Origin of the sequence: Halomonas sp. FeN2 (assembly GCF_020595105.1) — a bacterium.
In the GTDB taxonomy this organism is placed as follows: domain Bacteria; phylum Pseudomonadota; class Gammaproteobacteria; order Pseudomonadales; family Halomonadaceae; genus Vreelandella; species Vreelandella neptunia.
Genome location: NZ_CP074200.1, coordinates 4,415,467 through 4,433,785, shown reverse-complemented (window position 1 = coordinate 4,433,785; position 18,319 = coordinate 4,415,467). Strand labels below are relative to the sequence as shown.

The 18,319-nt window shown below is 56.5% G+C and carries 18 protein-coding genes; 2 read left to right on the top strand and 16 right to left on the bottom strand.

Going from position 1 to position 18,319, the window contains the following annotated elements:
- Positions 1 to 33 precede the first annotated feature (33 nt).
- The 13 genes from KF947_RS20385 to KF947_RS20325 all read right to left on the bottom strand — a co-directional run bounded on the left by KF947_RS20385 (position 34) and on the right by KF947_RS20325 (position 10,350).
- Entirely contained in the window at positions 34 to 864 is an 831-nt protein-coding gene (locus KF947_RS20385; protein ID WP_133730509.1) for a TatD family hydrolase, read from the bottom strand.
- Between the two features lie 54 nt (positions 865 to 918).
- Complete coding sequence (locus KF947_RS20380; RefSeq protein WP_223288168.1) at positions 919 to 1,254, bottom strand: PilZ domain-containing protein; 336 nt, start codon at positions 1,252 to 1,254, stop codon at positions 919 to 921.
- Between the two features lie 52 nt (positions 1,255 to 1,306).
- Positions 1,307 to 2,293, bottom strand: a complete 987-nt coding sequence (locus KF947_RS20375; RefSeq protein ID WP_227404943.1) for a DNA polymerase III subunit delta' — start codon at positions 2,291 to 2,293, stop codon at positions 1,307 to 1,309.
- The gene (gene tmk, locus KF947_RS20370; protein WP_227404942.1) at positions 2,284 to 2,937 is read right to left on the bottom strand and encodes a dTMP kinase; all 654 of its coding nucleotides are present in this window, start codon (positions 2,935 to 2,937) and stop codon (positions 2,284 to 2,286) included. Before tmk ends, KF947_RS20375 begins: the two co-directional genes overlap by 10 nt.
- A 48-nt stretch (positions 2,938 to 2,985) precedes the next feature.
- A complete protein-coding gene (gene mltG, locus KF947_RS20365) occupies positions 2,986 to 3,993 on the bottom strand; it encodes an endolytic transglycosylase MltG (RefSeq protein WP_227404941.1) in 1,008 nt (335 codons plus the stop codon).
- Between the two features lie 43 nt (positions 3,994 to 4,036).
- On the bottom strand, positions 4,037 to 4,849 hold the full coding sequence (pabC, locus tag KF947_RS20360) for an aminodeoxychorismate lyase (protein WP_227404940.1): 813 nt from the start codon (positions 4,847 to 4,849) through the stop codon (positions 4,037 to 4,039).
- Positions 4,850 to 4,855: 6 nt separating this feature from the next.
- Complete coding sequence (gene fabF / locus KF947_RS20355) at positions 4,856 to 6,094, bottom strand: beta-ketoacyl-ACP synthase II (RefSeq protein ID WP_133730503.1); 1,239 nt, start codon at positions 6,092 to 6,094, stop codon at positions 4,856 to 4,858.
- A 192-nt stretch (positions 6,095 to 6,286) separates the two neighbouring features.
- The gene (gene acpP, locus KF947_RS20350) at positions 6,287 to 6,520 is read right to left on the bottom strand and encodes an acyl carrier protein (protein ID WP_008956801.1); all 234 of its coding nucleotides are present in this window, start codon (positions 6,518 to 6,520) and stop codon (positions 6,287 to 6,289) included.
- A 124-nt stretch (positions 6,521 to 6,644) separates the two neighbouring features.
- Positions 6,645 to 7,388, bottom strand: coding sequence for a 3-oxoacyl-ACP reductase FabG (gene fabG, locus KF947_RS20345; protein ID WP_009286414.1), 744 nt, complete (start codon positions 7,386 to 7,388; stop codon positions 6,645 to 6,647).
- A gap of 58 nt (positions 7,389 to 7,446) precedes the next feature.
- Positions 7,447 to 8,406, bottom strand: coding sequence for an ACP S-malonyltransferase (gene fabD / locus KF947_RS20340; RefSeq protein WP_133730502.1), 960 nt, complete (start codon positions 8,404 to 8,406; stop codon positions 7,447 to 7,449).
- Between the two features lie 113 nt (positions 8,407 to 8,519).
- Positions 8,520 to 9,569: a phosphate acyltransferase PlsX gene (gene plsX, locus KF947_RS20335; RefSeq protein WP_227404939.1), complete on the bottom strand. Its 1,050-nt coding sequence runs from the start codon at positions 9,567 to 9,569 to the stop codon at positions 8,520 to 8,522.
- A 43-nt stretch (positions 9,570 to 9,612) separates the two neighbouring features.
- Positions 9,613 to 9,783 carry a 50S ribosomal protein L32 gene (rpmF, locus tag KF947_RS20330; protein ID WP_007114757.1) on the bottom strand — a complete coding sequence of 57 codons (171 nt, stop codon included), beginning with the start codon at positions 9,781 to 9,783 and terminating at the stop codon, positions 9,613 to 9,615.
- A 36-nt stretch (positions 9,784 to 9,819) separates the two neighbouring features.
- Positions 9,820 to 10,350: a YceD family protein gene (locus tag KF947_RS20325; protein ID WP_133730720.1), complete on the bottom strand. Its 531-nt coding sequence runs from the start codon at positions 10,348 to 10,350 to the stop codon at positions 9,820 to 9,822.
- A 201-nt stretch (positions 10,351 to 10,551) separates the two neighbouring features.
- Between KF947_RS20325 and KF947_RS20320 the strand changes: the two genes are divergently transcribed.
- Complete coding sequence (locus tag KF947_RS20320; RefSeq protein WP_227406326.1) at positions 10,552 to 11,199, top strand: Maf family protein; 648 nt, start codon at positions 10,552 to 10,554, stop codon at positions 11,197 to 11,199.
- Positions 11,200 to 11,227: 28 nt separating this feature from the next.
- On the opposite strand, the gene sppA is transcribed toward KF947_RS20320, so the two are convergent.
- The 3 genes from sppA to KF947_RS20305 are packed head-to-tail and all read right to left on the bottom strand — an operon-like array spanning position 11,228 to position 14,025.
- Entirely contained in the window at positions 11,228 to 12,391 is a 1,164-nt protein-coding gene (gene sppA, locus KF947_RS20315; RefSeq protein WP_227404938.1) for a signal peptide peptidase SppA, read from the bottom strand.
- 9 nt (positions 12,392 to 12,400) lie between these two features.
- Complete coding sequence (locus KF947_RS20310) at positions 12,401 to 13,045, bottom strand: HAD family hydrolase (RefSeq protein WP_227404937.1); 645 nt, start codon at positions 13,043 to 13,045, stop codon at positions 12,401 to 12,403.
- 38 nt (positions 13,046 to 13,083) lie between these two features.
- Positions 13,084 to 14,025 (bottom strand): RluA family pseudouridine synthase, encoded by a 942-nt coding sequence (locus KF947_RS20305; protein WP_071692872.1) that lies wholly within the window; start codon positions 14,023 to 14,025, stop codon positions 13,084 to 13,086.
- A 706-nt stretch (positions 14,026 to 14,731) separates the two neighbouring features.
- Here KF947_RS20305 and rne point away from each other — a divergent pair.
- A complete protein-coding gene (gene rne, locus KF947_RS20300; protein ID WP_227404936.1) occupies positions 14,732 to 18,226 on the top strand; it encodes a ribonuclease E in 3,495 nt (1,164 codons plus the stop codon).
- Positions 18,227 to 18,319: the final 93 nt, after the last annotated feature.

Genomic DNA, 18,319 nt, shown 5'->3' with positions numbered 1-18,319 from the left:
CTCGTTTGAGCGTATTCAAGGCGCCCCAGGCTGCTATAGAAGCCCTGAGTGGGCCAACGCATCTTTAACGTGTTCCGGGGCATCGGGCGCCGCGGCACGGAAGAGCTGATAAAAGTTGGCGGTCGTTTGCATGGCCACTTCATCGACACTGATGCCCCGCTCCTGGGCAATGCACTCCGCCACTTGTACCACCCAGGCGGGCTCATTGGGCTTACCGCGATGAGGAACGGGCGCTAGATAGGGGCTATCGGTCTCAATCAGCAGGCGATCAAGAGGCAACTGACGGGCCAATTCGCGCAGTGGAGCAGCGTTTCGAAAAGTAATAATGCCCGACAGCGAGATATAAAAACCCAGCCGCACCGCCTCACGGGCCATCGCCAAGTCTTCTGTAAAACAGTGTAATACACCGCCCACCCGCGGGTCGCTATATTCACGCAGCAAAGCCAGGGTTTCCTCTTTGGCTTCGCGGGTGTGAATAATCACTGGCAGTTCAAGTTCCCGCGCGGCGATCAAGTGGCGCTTGAAGCGCTCGTGCTGAACCTCTATTGGCACACTGTCGCGGTAGTGGTAATCCAGGCCAGTTTCACCGATCGCCACCGCACCATACTGCTCAGCAGCATCTTTTATATCCGCGACGCTAGGCTCATTCTCACATTCATGTAAGGGGTGTAAGCCAGCGGAAATTGCCACATCTTGGTGGGCGCGGGCAATGGCCGCCAATTGCGGCACGTCTTCCAGCGTCACTGCTACCGCCAGAAATTGACTGACATGGGCAGCGCGGGCGGCGGTCAAAGTGGCATCAATATCGCCCCCATGGGTCTGGTCGGATAAACGATCTAAGTGACAGTGTGAATCAACAAACATACGGCTCTCGACATCAAATGGGTACTAACAGGCTGTTCTCAACAAATAGGACATTCAGAGTGTGAACGATGGCGCGGCTTTATCTAATTGACCGGCAAGCAGCGTCTCAATGCGGTCACGAACGGGATAATCCTGCTGACTGAAGTGCAGGCCAATGCCTGGCATACGGCGGCCAGTCACCCCCTCTGGAGATACCCACACTACCTGACCAGTAACCGAAAGACGTTCGCTTTCACCCGGCAGCGTAAGCAGTAAAAACACTTGCTGGCCAAGCTCATAAGGGGTCGGAGTAGGTACAAAAACCCCCCCGCGATCCAGAAAAGGCATATACGCGGAAAGCAGTGTTGGAACATCCGGGATGGTAAGAGAGAGCGCTTTCTGAGCAGCCATGACGACCTCGCTGTACTGTTTTGAACAGCCGTGGGGGATTGAACAAACACCACTATGAACGCAGCAGCGCCGCCCAGCGCACCAGCCATGCTTCAAGCACTAACTGAGGATTGGGGTTTGCCCCAACCGCCAACAACCGGCGCTGTTCGCGGGCATAATCGAGCAGGCGAAACCAATCCTGAACACGACCATTTTTAACCGCCTGGCGGTAGAGCGGCTCTAAATCGGGGTTATGCAACACCGCTGCCTCCCCAGACAAGCCTAGACGAATCAGGTCTTCCAGCCAGGCGATACCGTACCACAAGATGGCATCAATCGCCTGACGATCCAGACGGGCCGCCTCTGAAACGGGCTCGGCACCACGCACTAGCTGCTCAAAACTATCGTGAATCTGGTGGCGCAGGGCGCGCTCTTCCGGTGCCGCCAACTCCACGGCCAGCAACGGCAGGCCACCCGCCACCTGCCACCAGAAGTAGGCTTCGTCGGCGCTGCCCAACTGCTCAATCAACCAGCCACGACACGCCTCAAAAGCCACGCTGGGTAGCGACCACTGCTGACAGCGAGAGCGAATCGTCGCCAGCATCCGCGAAGGTACGTCTGAGAGCAGAATAAACAAGGTTTTATCACCGGGCTCTTCAAGGCTTTTGAGCAGCGCATTGGCAGCGGCAACGTTCATTGCCTCGGCGGGGGAAACCACAATCACCCGGTAACCGCCCTGCTGAGCCGTTTGCGAAACAAAGCGATTAACTTCGCGGATAGGGTCAATGCGGATTTGGCGCTTTCCCTCTTCCGGAGAAACCCGCAGCAGATCCGGGTGATAACCCGATGCCAGCATTGAGCAGCTATGGCAATGGCCACAGGCTTGATCAGCAGGCGAAGCGCATAGCGTTCGGGCAATTAACGCCTCCGCTAAATGCTGCTTACCCACACCGTGGGCGCCGTGAATTAACAGCGCGTGGGGCATACGCCCACCATCAGCCAAGCGGGTTAAATGCTGCCAGGTGGCTTGGTGCCACGGCATTACGCCGGTTAACGCCATGCCGCGACCTTTGTTAATAGGACTTGGCGGATTTGGCTTTGTACCTTATCCAGGGTGTATTGTGCATCGATCACCGCAAAGCGCTCGGGCGCTTCTTCCGCTCGTGCCAAGTAGCCATCCCGCACGGCCTGGAAAAAGTCAGCCTGCTCCTGTTCAAAACGATCAAGCTGCTCATGGCGATCACGAAGGCGCGACTCTAGGCGCTGCCTTGCAGCCTCTTTGGGCATATCGAGCAGTAGGGTTAAATCGGGAGAGAGCCCCCGCTGAACAAAGTCTTCCAGCACGGCGATACGCTCCTTGGCAATGCCGCGCCCTCCGCCCTGATAGGCAAAGGTGGCGTCGGTAAAGCGATCACACACTACCCATGCCCCTCTCGCCAAGGCGGGGAGTATCTTTTCCGCCAGGTGCTGCGCTCGCGCAGCGAACATTAGCAGCAGCTCCGCGTCGACATGTAGCGGCTCTTGGGGGGCAGGATCCAGCAGCAGTGCGCGAATAGCTTCGCCACGCGCGGTACCACCCGGCTCTCGAGTTCGCACAACTTCCAGCCCCTCGGCTTCCAGACACTCGGCGACAAAGCCCACATTGGTGGACTTGCCCACACCTTCGCCGCCTTCCAGCGTAATGAAGCGTCCACGCTTACTCATCATGCTCCCTTACAGTGGTCATCAATCATTGGTGATGTGGCATGGCTATCACCGGTTGCGGATATAGCGATTAACGGCATTGTTATGCTCCCGCAGCGTACGCGAGAAATGGTGTGTACCATCGCCACGGGAAACGAAATAGAGCGTTTCGCCAGGCAGTGGATTCACCGCTGCCTCCAAGGAGGCACGCCCAGGCATAGCAATCGGCGTGGGCGGTATGCCGTCAATGACGTAAGTGTTATAGGGCGTGGCCTCGCGAATATCGGCGCGGGTAATTCGCCCTTCATAGCGCTCACCCATACCGTAAATAATCGTCGGGTCGGTTTGCAGGCGCATGCCCTGCTCCATGCGGCGTTTGAACACACCGGCAATTTCGCGCCGCTCCTCGGGCGCACCGGTTTCCCGCTCGATCAAGGAGGCCATAATCAGCGCTTCGTAGGGTGAGTCAATGGTTAGGTTGTCCGCCCGCTCTTCCCAAACCTCTTTCAGAATGCGCTCCATCCGCTCCAGTGATTGACGCAGGATATCGACATCGCTCATACCCAGATGATAGCGATAGGTATCGGGAAAGAACCAGCCCTCGGGAAAGGTGCCTTCTCGATCGAGTAGCGTCATCACCTCCGCATCGCTCAACTCCGCTGTGCGGTGATCGAGCTTTGGCGCCGCATTGAGTAATTCGCGCATCTGCCGAAAAGACCATCCCTCAGGAATGGTCAGCGAGTAGGTGACGACTTTATTGCTACCCAGCAGTGCCATCATTTCCAGGCCACTCATATCCGGCAGCAGCTGATACTCTCCGGTACGCAGTTGCGGTACGCGTTCCGGCTCGACCCGCGCTAGCAAGCGAAACGCCCAGGCATCTTCCAGCACGCCCTGCTCTTCCAATCGCGCCACGACCTGATTAAAGCCCGCGCCAGAGGGCACCTGGTAAAGCATTGGCTCATCAAGCGCTAGCGGTGCCTCTAATCGGCTCTGCCAATAGAAATAACCGCCTGCTGCAGCTGCAGCCCCAACCACTACTAACACCAATAAAGCGGTTAATAACCGTTTCACCATGACACCTCTAGAAAATTGCTGAGCGATATCTAAACAGTGGCGTTCAAACAACGCCCAATAGCTGATGCGCCAAGCGCTGGAACGGGTCAGGCTGACTCAAGGGCCAGCGCTGCAGCAGTGAACCATCCGCGGCAAGCAAGGTGGTAACAGGCCATACCCCCTGGACAGAGTTGGCCACCCATAGCCGCTCGACATCAGCAAGTTGATGAAGCGTCAGCGAAGCGTGAGCGGCGGCACCTTGGTCAAGCAATGCAGCACGCAGCGTGCCAGCCACGCCGCACTGGTCAAGCTGAGGCGTTAACACTTCACCCGCCTGCTGCCAAAAAACATTCATACTGGTGGCTTCTACCACAAGGCCTTCACTGTCGGCGAGTAAACCTTCGGCAACAGCGGTATCGTTCCACTCTTGACGGGCCAATACGTTTTCCAGTCGATTTAGATGCTTGATACCTGCCAACCGAGGCTGACGAGCCAGCCGCAAATCGCAAAGTCGCACGGTCACCCCTTCCTGCCAGCGCTTAACCGACGGTTGAAACTGCATTCGACGACTGAGCAGCCGCGGCGTGATCTGATCGGGCTGGGCATAGCCACGCCCGCCGCTGCCTCGGGTCAGTACCACCTTAAGCACTTCGAACTCAGCAGTGGGATCGCCTTGCCAAGTGGCGTCAAGGGCCTCCTGGCAGGGTAGCGGTAACCCCAGGCGATGACAGCCTTGTGCCAGGCGCTCCTTATGATAACGCCAGAGCACCGGCTTTCCTGCCCGCAGCAGCACTGTTTCAAACAGACCATCGCCATACGCCAGCCCACGATCGTCAAACGGCACAGATTGATCAGCGGATGACGTAGGCGGCAGCATCGCTAACTACACCTTCTTAAACAGCAGCGAGCCGTTGGTACCACCAAAACCGAAGGAGTTCGAAAGCGCCATATCAATGCGCATATCCCTCGCGGTGTGCGGCACATAGTCCAGATTGCAGCCTTCCTGCGGGTTATCCAGATTAATGGTGGGCGGCGCGACCTGATCCCGAATAGCCAGGATACTAAACACCGCCTCTACCGCACCGGCGGCCCCCAACAGGTGGCCAATCATCGACTTCGTGGAGCTCACTGCCACGCTGTTGGCAGCGCCACCCAAGACGTTCTCAATGGCACGACTTTCGGCCAGATCGCCGGCCGCAGTGGAGGTACCGTGGGCGTTGATGTAGTGAACCGAAGAAACGTCAACCTGGGCATCTTTAATCGCATTGCGCATGGAGAGCGCTGCGCCACGTCCATCTTCCGGCGGTGAAGTCATATGATAAGCGTCATCGCTCATACCAAAACCCACCAGCTCGGCGTAGATATTGGCACCTCGCGCTTTGGCATGCTCATACTCTTCAAGCACCAAAACACCAGCACCGTCGGATAGCACAAAGCCATCACGGTCGGTATCCCAGGGGCGGCTTGCGGCTTCCGGATCGTCATTACGCGTAGAGAGCGCGCGAGCCGCAGAGAAGCCGCCCAGCCCCAGCGGCGTTGTGGCCATTTCTGCCCCGCCGCAGATCATTACGTCCGCGTCGCCATAAGCGATGGTGCGTGCGCTGTAACCAATATTATGAGTACCCGTAGTGCAGGCAGTCGTAATGGCAATATTCGGGCCTCTGAAGCCGTGCTGAATCGCCATATTGCCCGAAATCATATTGATGATAGAGCCCGGCACGAAGAATGGCGATACTTTGCGAGCGCCACCTTTGTTAAGTGCGTTGTGGTTATGCTCAATCATGGGCAAGCCACCAATGCCTGAGCCAATAGCCACACCGATACGATCGGCATTCTCTTCGGTGCACTCAATACCCGAATCTTCTACCGCTTGGGCGCCCGCCGCCATGCCGTACTGAATAAACAGATCCATCTTACGGGCATCTTTAGGATTCAGGTACGGGCTAATATCAAAGTTTTTGATCGCCCCACCAAAGCGGGTGTTAAACCCACTGGTGTCGAAATGCTCAATAGGCGTAATACCGCTTTTACCGGCCACAATGTTGGCCCACGACTCATCAACGCTATTACCCACTGGGGTCACCAGGCCTAACCCAGTTACCACTACCCTTTTCCGTGCCATCAGCTTTCCTCCAGGCATCCATGGTGACGCGACCCACTTGGGTCATTTGCTGCTTAAATTTGGTCAACAGTATAACGGAGATTGAACGTTATAAGCATTGTGGCAGCAAAGCAAAAAAGCCGTCCTGGAAAAGGACGGCTTTTAAGGCGGGTGGCTAGCACCCCACCCTGGTTCGATGCATCGACGCAGCCCTTACTGGTGGGCGTTCACGTAATCGATGGCTTCTTGAACCGTGGTGATCTTCTCAGCTTCTTCATCGGGAATTTCAGTATCGAATTCCTCTTCCAAAGCCATGACCAGCTCAACGGTGTCGAGCGAATCAGCACCCAAGTCTTCTGTAAAAGAAGAGCTGTTTTGGATGTCTTCTTCTTTAACGTTCAGGCGCTCTGCTACAACTTTCTTAACGCGCTCTTCAATAGTACTCATTAACGTACTCCAGTCGTTCACATTAGCCGTTTTTGATAACCAGCTATTTGGAAACCGCAAGCCAAAAGCTGCGGGGTAGTTTATAGACGCCCTTGGGTAGACGCAACCGCCAAGCCCAAGGCCATCAACGCATATTCATGCCGCCATTCACGTGAAGCGTCTCGCCAGTGATATAACCGGCTGCATCGCTGGTCAAAAAGCCCACTGCTGCGGCGATCTCTTCCGGCGCCCCTAAACGGGCCAGCGGAATTTGCTTAAGCAGCATTTCGTGCTGTGCTTCAGGTAGCGCTTCGGTCATATCAGTGGCAATAAAGCCCGGCGCCACAGCGTTGACCGTAATCGCACGAGAGGAGACCTCACGCGCTAGCGCGCGGCTAAAACCTTCCATACCAGCCTTAGCTGCAGCATAGTTAGTTTGGCCCAGGTTGCCCATGGTTGCCACTACAGAACTAATTGACACAATACGCCCAAACCGCGCCTTGGTCATTCCCCGTAAACACGCCTTGCTAACACGATAGACAGATTTCAGGTTGGTATCCATGACGGAGTCCCACTCATCTTCTTTCATACGCATCAGCAAATTATCACGCGTGATACCCGCGTTGTTAACCAAAATAGTCGGCGCACCAAAGCGCTCAGTAATCGTTTTCAATACGCTATCGATACTGGCCTGGTCGGTCACATTAAGGCATAGACCTGCCCCTTCAATGCCGTGCTCTTTCAAATCGGCATCAATTTTCTCAGCGCCAGACTCACTGGTCGCTGTACCAATGACAATACGGCCCTGGCGACCTAGCTCGCGAGCAATGGCCTGACCAATACCGCGACTCGCCCCCGTTACCAGGGCAACTCTACTCTCTTGTGTCATAACGTTCTGCCTCTCACCGTGTAATCAAGCAAGGATAGTGGAATAAAACATTCCCAGGTCACGCCTTATCAGCCAAGGTTTCGCGCGCCAGTTCAAGCGCAGCTTCCAGACTATCAGGATCGTTCACCGCCAATCCTTTACTACCCTTCACGATACGCTTATTGAGGCCAGTCAACACCTTTCCTGGCCCGCACTCAATAAATACCTCCACGCCCTGATTCGCCATGGCTTCAACACAGGCGCTCCAGCGCACCGGCTGATAAAGTTGCTCGACTAGCCGCGTGCTCAATGTCGCGGTATCGGCATGGGCCTGGGCATCGACGTTTTGGATGACACTGTAGCGCGGCGCCCGCAGCTCGATAGTTTGTATCGCCTCTGCCAGGCGCTCGGCCGCAGGGCGCATCAATGCGCAGTGCGACGGCACGGAAACCGGCAATGCCATGGCGCGCCTGGCACCGGCCTCTTGGCAAGCAACAATAGCTCGCTCAACGGCTACTTTAGAGCCCGCTATCACCACTTGCCCTGGGGAATTGTAGTTGACCGCTGAAACAACGTCGCCCTGAGCAGCCTTTTCACAGGCGGCTTCAACCGCATCGTCCGCCAGGCCCAGGATTGCCGCCATGCCGCCTTCACCAGCGGGCACCGCCGCCTGCATGGCCTCGCCGCGCAGGCGTACCAGGTTGACGCCTTCGGCAAAGCTCATGACGCCTGCGCACACCATAGCGCTGTATTCGCCTAGGCTATGGCCCGCCATAACCGTCGGCCGCGGCCCTTCCAGCTCTTGCCACACTCGCCAAATGGCGACGCTGGCAGAGAGCAGCGCAGGCTGGGTGCAAGCGGTTGCATTAAGCGACTCTTCGGGGCCTTCTTGGACGACTTTCCACAAATCGTAGCCCAAAGCATCCGACGCTTCCTCAAATGTCGTTCCCACCACACTATAGCGCTCGGCAAGCTCTCGCAGCATTCCAAGCTGTTGAGAGCCTTGCCCGGGAAAAATGAGGGCAAGGGGTTGAGACATGTCGTTCACCTTTGCTCTTGTAGGCATTTGCTCATATGAGCGATAGGCGAGGTTATTGGCACATCCTGATGCCACCTATAAACCCGCAAAAAAGTTAAATCTTTATTATCTGATCATGGCGGGCAAGTGCCATCATTTTCACTTGATGGCGCTTGCCAGCGGCCTGCGATCCGCGCAGGTAAGTTATGTTCTACTTCCTGCAGGGCGCGACGGATAGCGTAGTAAAACCCATCGGCATGAGTACTGCCGTGGCTTTTCACTACGATACCGCGCAACCCCAACAAACTGGCCCCGTTGTAGCGCACGGGATCAAGCTCTTGCTTTAAGCGCTTTAACACAGGCTTGGCCAGTAGGCTTGCCAAACGACCACTTAGGCGCGACTCAAACGCCATCTGCACGCGCTCAACCAACATACTCGTCAAGCCTTCGCTCGCCTTGAGGACAGCGTTGCCCACAAAGCCATCACACACCACTACATCAAGCTGACCTTTAAACAGATCACCACCCTCAGCATAGCCCTGATAGTCGAAAGCACTACCACTGGCATACTCACGCAGAAGACGATCAGCCTCACGTACGCTAGCACTTCCCTTGGTGGCTTCAGCACCAACGTTGAGTAGCGCCACGCGCGGCACCGCGGTGCCATCAACGCACTGCGCCATCGCCGCCCCCATCAGCGCGAAATCGACCAGTCGATGGGCAGGAGTGCCCACATTGGCGCCTAGATCCAGCAAGTAACAACGGCGCCCTTGGCGGGCTGGAATCGCAGTACTGATGGCAGGACGAGAAATCCCCTCGACCATCCCCAGTTCGCGCCTTGCCAAGGCAACAAGCGCCGCCGTGTTACCTGCGCTTACGCCAGCCACCGCCTCACCCTGGGCGACACACTGCAGCATGTGCGCCATGCTCGTTGCCCGGCCTCTGCGCAACGCCCAGGCAGCCGTTGCCCCCTGCATCACGCTATCGGGCGAATCACGCGCCACCAAACGTGACGTTGCCGCAGCCAGAGGCTGCGGCAAGCGCGAAAGCTCAGCAGTAATCTGCTGACGCGGGCCAAACAGAATCAGCTCAAGACCGGGGTGTTCCAACACCGCCCTTGCGGAGCCTGCGATAATCGCATGAGGGCCTTGGTCACCCCCCATCACATCAATCGCTAAGCGCATACCGCACTGAGTCCGTTTAGCCGCTTAGTAATGCAATTGAGGCTTATACCTCAACCACTTTACGACCACGGTAGAAACCGTCTGGAGAAACGTGGTGACGCAGGTGAGTCGTACCGGTTTCTTTGTCCTGAGACAGCGTCGGAGCGGTCAGCGCATCGTGGCTGCGACGCATGCCGCGCTTGGAACGAGTTTTACGGTTCTGTTGAACTGCCATGGGGGTTTACTCCAAGGTATTTAAGGTAAAGGGTGCTTATTTTTTGCCTTTCAAGACATTCAGCACCGCGAAAGGGTTCGTCGCTGGCGCTGTATCTGACGCCGCGCCTTCTGTTTTGCTGACCAGCTGCTCCGCCGAGACATGACATTCGGCTTCATCGTGATAGACCACCTGGGGCAGACTGAGAATCAACTCATCCTCAACCACCGTCAGGAGATCCAGCTGTTCCTTTTCCACCAGCACCGGTTCATGACTAGCAGGCAACTCGGCCGCCAAGGCTTCATCAGTGATCATTCCAAGCAGAAAGTCACTGCTCACCTCTTGAGGCAACGGCACTAGGCAGCGTCGGCAGGCAAGCGCCAACGTCGCTTGCAAGTGGCCACGAATTTCACGACGACCTTGAGCATCGACACCAAACTCAAGCACGACATGACAGTCGCCGGTTTGGTCACCCGCTTCTTCGGCAAGACGTGGCAGCTTATCCAACGCTACCAAGCCTTCGATTCGTTCGTGGCGGGCTGCGAGCTTATAAGGCTCCACCCGACTGGGGAGTTGTGAGGTCAACATAGGCGCGCAATGATAGGCACTCCCCCTGCTGGTGTCAAAGCTGTCGGTATATTTCTTCATCACTTCCTCAATAAATAACCAACATAGGTCTCAATAAACAGCCGACATGGGCACAATTCGCAGCTTTCGCTACACTCTACTGCTTTGCCGTCCCACGAGCGCAACCGCATTAACCAGGAGTTTTCTGTGACCTCACCCTCCATGACAGCGCCATCGAGCACTCAGTCCTTAAGTGCCCAGTCCTTAAATACTCAGTCCTTAAAGACGGAGCTGGTACTTGCCTCAAGCTCACGCTGGCGGCGTGAGTTGCTGGATCGACTGCAACTCCCCTACCAGTGCCATTCACCGGATATTGATGAAACGCCGCATAATGGCGAAACACCACACGCACTGGTACATCGCCTAGCGCTTAGCAAAGCCAACGCCGTGTCGGCTCACTTCCCCCACCACTGCATTATAGGCTCCGACCAGGTGGCGGTATTTGACGGCGACATTCTTGGCAAACCCCATACAGTAGAAAAGGCCTGCGCTAACCTTGCCCGCTTCTCTGGCCAGCGCGTCACCTTTCTGACCGGTTTAGCGCTACTGGATACACGCCACCAGCGCCATCAGGTTCATGTCGAGCCCTTCGAGGTCGTGTTCCGCACTCTTAGCACGCAGGAGATCGAAAACTATGTGACCAAAGAGCAGCCGCTAGATAGCGCTGGCAGCTTTCGTATGGAAGGCCTTGGCATTGCGCTGTTTGAAAGACTGGAAGGCAGTGACCCCAACGCTCTGATTGGGCTACCGCTGATCGCGCTCTGCGACATGTTGCGCCAAGCGGGCCTTGATCCGCTTGGCGCGCCCTAACCAATACGCCCAGGACGAGGATTGGCGATCAGAAACTAAGCGGGGTGTTAGACGCCCTAATGCCCAGCACTTCGGCGGTAACCTCGGTAAAACGCCGAGTAAAGCGCTCAAATGGATCAAGACTCGGCGTATAGTCCACCCAGTCGATATTACCTACTTGATCGCGAGACAGCTGTTCAAGGCTACCTAGCTGATCGACCAACCCTAGTTCGATGCTCTGTTCACCACTCCAGATCAGGCCTGAGAAAATGTCCGAGCTATCACTGAGCCGTTCGCCGCGCCCCGCCCGGACGTCATCGATAAACTGGCGATGAGTTTGGCTCAGCACGCCTTGCCAAAACGCCTCTGCCTCATTATCCAGCGGCTGGAATGGGTCTAAAAAGGCCTTATTCTCTCCTGCGGTGAGTACGCGGCGCTCAACGCCAATTCGCTCTATCGCCTCTTCAAAGCCAAAACCAGCGTAAATCACACCAATCGAGCCCACTAAGCTCACCGGCGAGGCAACAATCTCATCTGCCGCTGCAGCAATGTAATAAGCACCGCTGGCACCGACATCCTCAATCACCGCAATAATTGGTTTATCACCTTGCTCACGTAGGCGCATGATTTCCGCATAGATACGCTGAGACTGAACTGGGCTACCGCCGGGGCTATTAATGTGCAGCACCACGGCAGCAGCGCTTTCGGCATCCCAGGCTCGGTTTAACCCTTGGATGATGCGCTCCGCATTGGCTGGCGAATCGCTAGCAATCACCCCATCAACCTTAACAATGCCCAAGTGGCGCTGGGTGGGCGTTGCAACACTTGGCGAATCCCAGAACAGGCTATAAAGCGCGGCAGACAGCGCCGCCAGCACAACAGCGAGAAACATCAGCCGGAAAAACAGCTTCCAGCGCCGAGTCCGCCGCTGCTCGGTCAAGACGCCGCCTATCCAGTGATCCATCATTTCCAGCTGCGCTAATCGCTGGCGTTCGCGCAGGGTTTCGGCATCATCACCTGGCGCTCCCGGAGACTGCTTAGCTCCCTTACCAGGTGGAACTTCGGGCCCTTCAGTCCAAGGATCTTCTTTGAACTCGTTGGTCTGGTCGCTAGTAACTGAGCCTTTACGGTCAGCGTCGTTCCGGCGATAGCCATTAGCCGGGCCGTCATGACCACCTTGTGTACCCTCTTGGCGGGTTGGATCGTCACTCATAAAATGTCCTTATAACCGATCAAAAAGCTCGTCAACGCTATGGGCAATCCACTTTGGCTCGCTCATTGCTAAGCGCTCAGGCGTATGCACCCCATAGCTTACACCCACCCGATCCATTCCCACTGCCCTAGCCATTTCCAAGTCATACTCGGTATCGCCGACCATTACCGCCCGCTCGACCGGCACCGCAAGCTCAACCAACAACTCTGAAAGCATCTGTGGGTGCGGCTTGGAACGAGTTTCATCCGCGGTGCGGCTGGCATGAAACCACGCGCCGCTGCCAGTCTCAGCAAAAATACGGTCAAGTCCGCGACGGCTTTTACCTGTTGCGACCGCTAAACGCTGCTGCTCATGCCCGCGCAAACGGGCGATATGAGCTTCGACACCGCCAAAAAACGCCATCGGCGTGGCGTCGGCCTGCACAAAGTGGTGCGCATAACGTTCGCGAAGCCGCTCTGCCTGGGCAGGTAAAATACCTGGACAAAGCTGGGCAATTGCCTCGGGTAGCCCCAGGCCAATAATATCTTCCACCTCAGCCGCTGTAAGCGCCCCCCACTCAGCCTCTAAAGCAGCCGCCTGCATACACGACACAATCCGCGGCACCGAGTCCATCAAGGTGCCGTCCCAATCAAATATAATTAACTCATACTGCATGGCAGCTCCCTGTAAAAGGCAACGCGGTGAAAAAGAAGTTATTGACGGGCGCGCTTGAGCGTTTCTTCCAGAGCTTCTGGCAACGGCGCTTTGACGGTAACCGGGCGGCCGTTAGTGGGCTCAGGAAAGGTCAGCGCTCGCGCATGAAGGAACAGACGCCCCAGCCCTAACTGCTTGGTGAGCAGACCACTTTCACGGGTAGCGTACTTATCGTCACCTAATAACGCATGGCCTGCGTGGGCGGCATGTACGCGAATCTGGTGGGTACGGCCCGTGACCGGCTCAGCCTCTATAAGGGTTACTTTTTCGAAGGTTTCGACCACTGAAAAGTGGGTGCGCGACACTTTCCCGTTGGGATCTACCCTTACCCTCCGCTCGCCGTTACCGGCATCAAAGCGGTCTAACCGAGCACTCTCATAGGTTTTCCGCGCAGGCCAGCGCCCACTGACCAGGGCCAGGTAACGCTTATCCATGCCATGCTTTTTCAGCGACTCGTTCAGCGTCACCAGCGCATCTCGCGACTTGGCCAGCAGCAAACAACCGGATGTATCGCGATCCAAGCGGTGAACCAGTTCCAGAAAGCTTAGATCATCGCGCACCTGGCGCAGCGCTTCTATTAAACCAATTTTAACCCCGCTGCCGCCATGCACCGCCAAACCAGAGGGTTTGTTAAGCACCATCCAATCGGGGCCTTCCATGATAACGCTGCCTACCAGCAGGTCGCGCAAATTATCACTGACTTCCTTCACCGCTTCGCGAGGCGCCAAACGCAGCGGCGGAACGCGTACTAAATCCCCCGCTTGCAAACGGTAATCCACCTTCACGCGCTTTTTATTAACGCGCACTTCGCCTTTACGCACGATGCGATAAATAAGCGCGCGAGGCGCCCCCTTAAGCCGCGTCATGAGAAAATTATCAATTCGCTGCCCTGCTTGCTCCGGGGCGATATCCACCCACTGCACTTCACGCCCTTCGGACATTACTACTTACTCCTGCTTAAAAACGGCATTCTAGCGTAGACCCAAGGGCATTGCGTCAATTGCTGGTCGTAGTCTTTACTGTTATATTCGAAATCGTTCACCAGCTAAGCGCAGAAAGCTGTCTTGTCTAGCGCTAGTGACTAGCTGTTCGATAGCTAATTGATTAAATTTGTTAGCAGAGAGCATCACCGCTGAGCTTGGTTAATGCGCCTGCCCGACTAACACGCAGGCCTGAACGCAAAAACGGCACCAGTGTACGCATTGCCCGTTTTACAGTATTAAAACTGATCTTAAAAATGCAGTAACTCTGCCGCCCGTGTTTATGCCGGCAGAGGAAAGTAAGCCTTGCCCTCAACGGCAGGCAGCAACTAAACAACGCCACGCCCTGAGCAGCTCCGCCTTATTCGTCACAAGGCGATGACTGACTCCGGGCGAAAAGTTCAACGCTGTGCCGGTGGCCGGCGTTGGTGAATCGATGAATGCCAGGTGTTGGCGGTGTCAGCAGGGCCGGATGGACGTGACAGCCACCGGAACACGTCCTGCCTCCGCCACGTACTCAACGCCCTATTGGCCGGGTTGGCGATGACGCCTTCCCGGCTTGACGCGTCAGCATTGCAATGCGCCGAGCACAAGCACGCAGCACCCAGCGATTCGCCTACGTCACCCAATAGGCAGTTCGCCGGCACGCAACGCTATGCGAGACACTATGAAACGGATGCTTATCAATGCGACCCAGCCCGAAGAGCTGCGTGTCGCTTTAGTTGATGGACAACGCCTATACGATTTAGATATCGAATCCGGCGCAAGAGAACAGAAAAAAGCCAATATCTATCGCGGCAAAATCACCCGTGTAGAGCCCTCCTTGGAAGCCGCCTTCGTTGACTACGGCGCCGACCGACACGGCTTTTTGCCCCTCAAAGAGATCTCTCGCGAGTACTTTGTCAAAGATGTTTCCGGACGTCCGAGCATTAAAGAAGTGCTTAAAGAGGGCCAAGAGGTCATCGTCCAGGTCGATAAAGAGGAGCGTGGCAATAAAGGCGCCGCGCTAACCACTTTTGTCAGCCTGGCTGGGCGCTTTTTAGTATTGATGCCCAATAATCCGCGTGCGGGCGGTATTTCTCGCCGTATCGAAGGCGACGAGCGCAGCCAGCTCAAAGACGCCATGGGCCAGCTCACCGTGCCGGATAAAATGGGCCTGATTGTGCGCACCGCGGGCATCGGTCGTAACCCGGAAGAGCTACAGTGGGATTTGGATTACCTCGTTCAGGTGTGGGAATCGATCACCACCGAAGCCGCCAAGCGCCCTGCCCCGTTCCTGATCTACCGGGAATCCAACGTCATCATTCGCGCCATGCGCGACTACCTACGCCAGGACATTGGCGAAGTACTGATCGATAGCCCCGAGATTCACGCTGAAGCGCTGGCCTTCATCCGCCAGGTGATGCCCTCCTATCAGCAGAAGATCAAGCTCTACGCGGACGAAGTCCCGCTATTCTCGCGCTTCCAGATCGAATCACAAATCGAAACCGCCTATCAGCGCGAAGTGAAGCTGCCTTCTGGTGGCTCGATTGTGATCGACCACACTGAAGCGCTGGTCTCCATCGATATCAACTCCGCCCGCGCCACCCGCGGCAGCGATATCGAAGAGACGGCACTACAGACCAACTCTGAAGCCGCCGATGAGATCGCCCGCCAGCTGCGCCTGCGCGATATCGGCGGTTTGGTGGTGATCGACTTTATCGATATGGGGCCTGCGCGCAACCAGCGTGAAGTTGAAAACCGCATGCGCGATGCCCTCAAGCTGGATCGCGCACGGGTGCAAATTGGGCGTATTTCACGCTTCGGCCTGATGGAAATGTCCCGCCAGCGCCTGCGTCCCTCGCTCGGGGAAACCAGCGGCGTGGTCTGCCCGCGCTGTAATGGCCAAGGCACCATTCGCGATGTACGTTCGCTGTCGCTGTCCATCATGCGCCTGATTGAAGAAGAGGCGATGAAAGAAAACAGCGCGCAAATTCGCGCCATTCTGCCGGTACCGGTCGCCACCTACTTGCTCAATGAAAAACGCAGCGTGTTGGCAGATCTTGAATCTCGCCAGAATGTTCGCGTGGTACTGCTGCCCAATCCTGATATGGATACGCCCCACTACGACGTACAGCGGCTGCGCGATGATCACCTGGACGAGGATGACACCCAAAGCCTATCGAGCTTTGAGCTCTCCACCGATACCGAAGTAGGCAAAGAGCCGACACCCAGCTTCGTGCCGCCCGCTCAACGCGCCGAAGCCGCCGTCAAGAGTGTTACCCACAACGCTCCCGCCCCGGCATCGCTGCAAACGGAAGAGAAGGCGCCCGCTGCAGCTCCAGCGGCCAAAGCAGCACCTGTGACCAGCGAACAACCCAGCGTTATTGGGCGCTTTATCCGCGGCTTCGCCAAGTTGCTCGGTAGCGACGAAAGCAGCGCCGAAGCCACGCCAGAGCCCAAGGTTGAAACACCCGCGCCGCGCAAGCCAAGCGAGCGCAAAAACAATCAACGCAGCGGCGAGTCGCGGCAAAAGTCGTCGCGTGGCGAGCGAGGCGACAACGCCAGCCGTAATGAGTCGCGCAGCGATAACAGCGCCCGCCCCGAGCCCAAAGCTGAACAAAAAACTGAACAGAAAGCCGAGCAGCGCAGCATCACACCGCGTCCTGCCAGTGACGACAGTAGTGATAAGCGTAGCGGCCCCAGCCGTACCCGCAACCGCCGTCGTCACCCCCAGCAGGACGACGCTAACGGTCAAGAATCAGCCAAAGCGCCTCGCAAAGAGAACCAGGCTGATAGCTCTTCCAAAGATAGCTCTTCCAAAGATAGCTCTTCCAAAGACAGCGCCACCAAAGAGGGCTCTAAAGAGAGCACCAGCGGCAGAAGTGCAACGCAGAAAGAGTCACGTCGTGATGGTGGTGACAAAAACCGCGACAGTCAGCGCGATGAAACGGCCAAGAGTTCAGAGCCCAAGAACGTCGAGACCAAGCAGGATGACGGCAAGCCGAAGCGTACGCGTAATAACCCGCGTAACCGCACGCGCACCCAGGCGATCAATCCCCAGGCAGAAGCTGAGCAGTTAAAACTGCAGGCCGAGGCTCAGAGTGAAGCGCCCGCAGTGACACCAGAGCCGGCCGACGCCTCCGGGGCAGAAGAGCAGGTGGGCAAAGCAGCAACACATGACGCACCGATTGCATTAGGATCGGACGCGGCAAACACCGCTGAGCCAGAAGCGGCAGCAGCCGATGCGCCTGAGCCCAACGCCGAGCAAGCGGACGACGCAACGACCGCCGATCGGCCCGTGGCAGAAAACGCTAAAGCGCGCAAGTCGACGCACCAGCGCCGTCAGCCTAAAGCGGCTTCACCAACGGAGCAAACGTCAACTGCCGCCACCGTTGAGCAAAATGAGGCCGTTGCAAAGACAAGCGAACCGGAGGCCACAGCCAGCGAAGAGCCGTCAGCGCCATCTGAGGAGACCTCAGCAACAGCCAAGGCCAACGCAGAGCCAGCTGAAAGTGAGAAAACCGACGATAGTCAGCAGCCCAGTGCTAGTGAACAGGCAGCGCCTGAAGCCATCGAACCGCCTGCAGACAACGCCGTTGACCCAACGGCAACTATTGAAGAGGCGGCCTCCCCGGCACCTTTCAATAGTGCGGATACGGATCAAAGCAGCGACGAGCGTCAGCCCGAAGAAGTTTCAGCTAAGACCCAAACCCGCCAGGAAGCGTCAAACCCAGAGGTTGCTGAGAGTACTTCTGAGAGCGCTTCTGAGAGTGTCTCCGCAACCCCTTCAACTGAAGAGCCTGCCAGCAGCGAGCCAAAGCAAGACAGCGCAGAAAAAGGTGTTGAGCCTAAGAGCGTTAAAGACACAAACTCTGAAGACAGAAGCGTTGAAGAAAAAAGCGCTGAAGAGAGTAGCGCTGAACCTAAGAGTTCTGATGATAGCTCTGACGGCGGTTCTGACAATAGCTCTGAAAAGAGCAGTGACGAACTAGCAGCGACTGAAACACCTGCGACTGAAGCCACTGCAGCTGAAGCAGACGCTCAGCCGGTCGCCAGTGAAGCACCCGCTGAAGCCACAGTAACGGAAGAAGCGCCTAAACCGCGCCGTCGCCGCACCCGGGCCCACAACGACCCACGTGAGAAACGCAAACAGGCGCAGCAAGACACACGCTCCGAATAGATCGGTTCACCGTGTTGTAGTAACAAAAATCCCCGCTTCGGCGGGGATTTTTGCGTTATGTGCACCTTAGAGGCAAGGCGTAGAAATTAACTA